The sequence below is a fragment of the Cupriavidus sp. CuC1 genome, assembly GCF_044627735.1.
Classification (GTDB): Bacteria; Pseudomonadota; Gammaproteobacteria; order Burkholderiales; family Burkholderiaceae; genus Cupriavidus; species Cupriavidus ulmosensis.
The window spans coordinates 1-3,755 of the sequence record NZ_JBIUHC010000315.1 but is presented as its reverse complement, the minus strand read 5'-3'; the positions used below and the strand labels follow the sequence as shown (position 1 = coordinate 3,755).

The 3,755-nt window shown below is 63.6% G+C and carries 4 protein-coding genes and 1 pseudogene; 2 read left to right on the top strand and 3 right to left on the bottom strand.

What is annotated here, in order from left to right; genetic code table 11:
- Positions 1-55: 55 nt before the first annotated feature.
- Positions 56-391 carry a hypothetical protein gene (locus ACGLHR_RS50965; RefSeq protein ID WP_400103643.1) on the bottom strand — a complete coding sequence of 112 codons (336 nt, stop codon included), beginning with the start codon at positions 389-391 and terminating at the stop codon, positions 56-58.
- A 121-nt stretch (positions 392-512) separates the two neighbouring features.
- Here ACGLHR_RS50965 and ACGLHR_RS50960 point away from each other — a divergent pair, with 121 nt between their 5' ends.
- On the top strand, positions 513-962 hold the full coding sequence (locus ACGLHR_RS50960) for a heavy metal-responsive transcriptional regulator (protein WP_400103641.1): 450 nt from the start codon (positions 513-515) through the stop codon (positions 960-962).
- Positions 963-1,143: 181 nt separating this feature from the next.
- Here ACGLHR_RS50960 and ACGLHR_RS50955 read toward each other — a convergent pair whose 3' ends face one another.
- Entirely contained in the window at positions 1,144-2,106 is a 963-nt protein-coding gene (locus tag ACGLHR_RS50955) for a hydroxymethylglutaryl-CoA lyase (RefSeq protein WP_400103645.1), read from the bottom strand.
- Between the two features lie 178 nt (positions 2,107-2,284).
- Between ACGLHR_RS50955 and ACGLHR_RS50950 the strand changes: the two genes are divergently transcribed.
- Complete coding sequence (locus ACGLHR_RS50950) at positions 2,285-3,214, top strand: LysR family transcriptional regulator (RefSeq protein WP_400103639.1); 930 nt, start codon at positions 2,285-2,287, stop codon at positions 3,212-3,214.
- A 17-nt stretch (positions 3,215-3,231) separates the two neighbouring features.
- On the opposite strand, the pseudogene ACGLHR_RS50945 reads toward ACGLHR_RS50950, so the two are convergent.
- Positions 3,232-3,642 (bottom strand): annotated as a pseudogene (locus ACGLHR_RS50945) (Bug family tripartite tricarboxylate transporter substrate binding protein); the annotation flags it as partial.
- Positions 3,643-3,755 lie beyond the last annotated feature (113 nt).

Here is a 3,755-nt window from a genome sequence, read left to right as displayed (position 1 = left end):
GGTTGATGGAACAACCGGTTTCGTCAGGTCATACGTTCTCCTGTGAAACAGAAATTCAGGCGACTTTCAGGTCGCACAAAAACAGACTTTGCCACCAAGGCATATCTTGCCGATATTGATCGGCCACCTGCGAGCCCAGCCCTGCGTCAAACAGCAGCGTGTCAGTGCCGTGTTTCACCAGGAACGCGGAGAAGTTATTGCTCACCTTGCGCGTGAAGCTCCCGCCGGAGTAGACCAAGGCCTCGGTAACGGATAGCTCCGCGGTTCTGATGATCGCAAAAGCTACCTTGGGTTGGCCCGAAGTCGATGGGCTGCCTGGTGCCGAGCCATTGTCGGCGATAGCAGGCATGGCAATAGCAGACAGCAGTAGAAGAACAAGCATACGAAACATGGCGTCACCTTTGTCGATGGTTCCGGGATCCTGTGGAGTGCATCCCGCGCGCACCTTAAACCTTGGTGTAGACTCCAAGGTCAAGACAAATCAGGGACGTCGCGTTTGACGGGGGCCACAGGTGAACATCAGCGAGTTGGCGAAGGCAGTTGGCACGACTACAGATACCCTGCGTCACTACGAAAAGGTGGGACTGTTGGCGCCGCCCGCTCGGCTGGGCAATGGCTATCGTTCATACGACACCCAGGCCGTTCGGCACATTCAATTCATCCGTAGCGCGCAAACGCTCGGGTTCTCGCTTGCCGAGATTCGGGAAATCATCCCGCAATTGATTGACGGCAGGTTTGGCCGGGCCGAGATAGAGCAACGCTTGAGCGCCAAGATCGGACAAATCGATGCCCATATCAAGGCGCTTCAGTCCTTGAGAAAAGAGTTGGTCGCAACGGCCAACTCCTTATCCTGTCCTCCGGGGGCTCCGGTCACCATGGCATCCGCGACTAAAGTTCCCGTGATCCATAAGGACAAGTTGCATACGGATAAGAGAATCTCACCGCGCCCCGGCAAGCGATGACGCCGTCGGACAAGGCGCGTTCTCCTCGACTCTCGCGATGAACTTCTCGATGGTTCTCATGTTCCGACCACACGACCCGCCATCAGCGGTCGCGGTAGTGGTCGTGGTGTTGAGGGCAAGGAAGTGCACGCGCATTGCCGGATGCTGCAGGCCGGGCGGGACGTCAATATCCCGCCCAGCCTCAGCGCGCAAGCGCAGCCTGGCGAATGGCCTCGAAATCCGCCGGCGGGGCGTGCCGCGTCAAGCGCGGGCCGGCCTGCGATACCTGCGCGGGCAGATCGTGCCGGAGCAGCCGGCGCAGGGTGGCTGCGGCGTCGAGCAGGCCGGGCAGGTGCATGCCGGTGTCATAGCCCATGCAGTCGAACATATGCACCATGTCCTCGGTGGCGACGTTGCCGGTGGCGCCCGGCGCGTAGGGGCAGCCGCCGATGCCGCCAAGCGACGTGTCGAAGCGGCGGATGCCGGCTTGCGCGGCGGCCACCGCATTGACCAGCCCCATGCCGCGCGTGTTGTGGAAATGGGCGGTGAATTCCAGCTTGGGAAAGCGTGCCTGCACGGCCTCGCACAGTGCCTGCACCTGGTTGGGAAACGCCATGCCGGTGGTGTCGCACAGCGTGATGCCGTGCACGCCCAGCGCGGCAAAGCGGGCGATCCATCCGAGCACCGCTTCGGCCGCGATCTCACCCTCCATCGGGCAGCCGAATACGCAGGACAACGAGACGTTCACCGGCACGCCGTGCTGCGTGCCAAGCGCGATCACGTCCTGCAACTGGCTGAACGACTGCTCCTGCGTCATGCGCAGGTTGGCCAGGTTGTGGGTTGCACTCACCGACATGACAAGGTTGAACTCGTCGGTGGCGCACGCCAGCGCGCGCTCGCCGCCGCGCACGTTCGGCACCAGCGCGGTGTAGACCACGCCGGGCGTGCGCCGGATGCGGTGCATGACCGCCTCGGCGTCCTTGAGCGCCGGGATGGCCTTGGGCGACGTGAACGAGGTGACTTCGATCTTGGCGAAACCCAACCCGCTCAGCGCGTCGAGCAGGGCGACCTTGTCATTCGTCTCGATGAAATGGCATTCCATCTGGAAGCCGTCGCGGGTCGCCACTTCATTGAACTGCAGGCGCACGCCATTGCCGTGATTCATGCCGGCGATCAGGTGGCCGAATTCCAGTACCTTGAGGTTCTTCAATGCATCCATGGGGAGTCGCGCAGGGCAGTTGGCTTTAATGGCGCCACTTTATGGGCGCGGCGCTGCCGGCGGAATTGCTAGTCTCCACAATCCGGCTTCGCAAAACGCGAAGGCCACGCGCTAGAATGCACCCATGACCTGGCCCCTCAATCCCGCCCGAGTAGATTTCGTGACGCTGCGTTTGTTCTGCGCGGTCGTGCAGACCGGCAGCATCACGCAAGGCGCGGCCGCCTGCCACCTGGCCTTGTCGGCAGCCAGCCGGCGCTTGTCAGACTTCGAGGAGACCACCGGTTTCCAGTTGCTGGAGCGCACGTCCAAGGGCGTGACGCTCACGCCCGTGGGCCATATGGCCATGCAGCACGCCATGCGGCTGTTCCAGGGCTTCGAGCGCTTCAGCGCGGAGCTGCAGGACCATTCGCGCGGCCTCCTGGGCCATGTGCGGCTGTGGGCCAATATGTCCGCCCTGACGGAGTTCCTGCCCGCCAGGCTAGCCACCTTCCTGGCGCAGCACCCGGGGGTGCATGTGGAGGTCGAGGAGCAACTCAGCGGCGATATCGCCCGCGCGCTGGTGGACGGCCTGGCGGATATCGGTGTGTTCTCCGAAGGCACGCCCACGGATGGGCTGGACATCAGCCATTTCCAGACCGACACGCTGGTGCTGCTGTGCTCGCGCCGCCATCCCCTTGCGCGCAAGCGCCGCGTCGATTTTGCGAGCTGCCTGGAATACGACATGGTCGGGCTCAATCGCGGCAGTGCGTTGCTGGAACTCACCTCGCGCGCGGCGGAGCAGGCCGGGCGGCCGCTTCGGCTTCGCATCCAGGTCCGCAGCTTCGACGCGATGTGCCAGATGATCGCGGCCGACCTTGGCATCGGGGTCCTGCCGCAAGCCGTGTGCCGTGCCCAGGCCAAGGCGCTGGGGCTGCATATGGTTGGCTTGTCGGACGATTGGGCCAGCCGGCGGCTTCTGCTGGCAACGCGCTCGGGCGTGCCCTTGTCGTCCGCCGCGCGGCTTTTGGGGGAGCATCTCCGGCGGGCCGGCGGGCCGGATGCCAGCGCGCCCTGACTGCTCCTCCCGCAGGCTTACTCCACCTTGGCGCCAGACTCCTTGATGATCCGGCCCCAGCGCGTGGCCTCGCTCTTCATGTAAGCCGTGTATTGCTGCGGCGTGCCGCCAAGGATCTCGGAACCCTGCGCAACCAGCTTGGCGCGCACCGCCTCGTCCTTCAACGTCCTGTCCGTTGCTTCCCGCAGTTGCTTGACGATCGATTCCGGCGTGCCCTTGGGTACCAGGATGCCTTGCCACGCGCCCATTTCCAGCGAGCTCATGCCGGTCGCTTCCTTGATCGTCGGGATCTCCGGCAGCAGGGTCGAGCGTTTGGCGCTGGTGATGGCCAGGGCCTTCAGCTTGCCGCCCTTGATCAGGGGCTGGGCGTCGCTCAGCGGCAGGAACATGAACTGCGTCGAGCCGGCGATCAGGTCGGTGATCGCGGGCGCGCTGCCCTGCTGTCTCTCCCTCTCCCCTCATGGGCTGAGGTTTGCCCACAAATCGGCGTCCTCGATAAGGCAGTGCTACTTGTAAACACAATCTGACAGTGTTAACTTCA

What these genes read in the sequence shown, in the direction of transcription:
- ACGLHR_RS50965 (WP_400103643.1), bottom strand. Translation starts at nt 391, where the DNA reads ATGTTTCGTATGCTTGTTCTTCTACTGCTGTCTGCTATTGCCATGCCT.
- ACGLHR_RS50955 (WP_400103645.1), bottom strand. Translation starts at nt 2,106, where the DNA reads ATGAATCACGGCAATGGCGTGCGCCTGCAGTTCAATGAAGTGGCGACC.
- ACGLHR_RS50950 (WP_400103639.1), top strand. Translation starts at nt 2,285, where the DNA reads ATGACCTGGCCCCTCAATCCCGCCCGAGTAGATTTCGTGACGCTGCGT.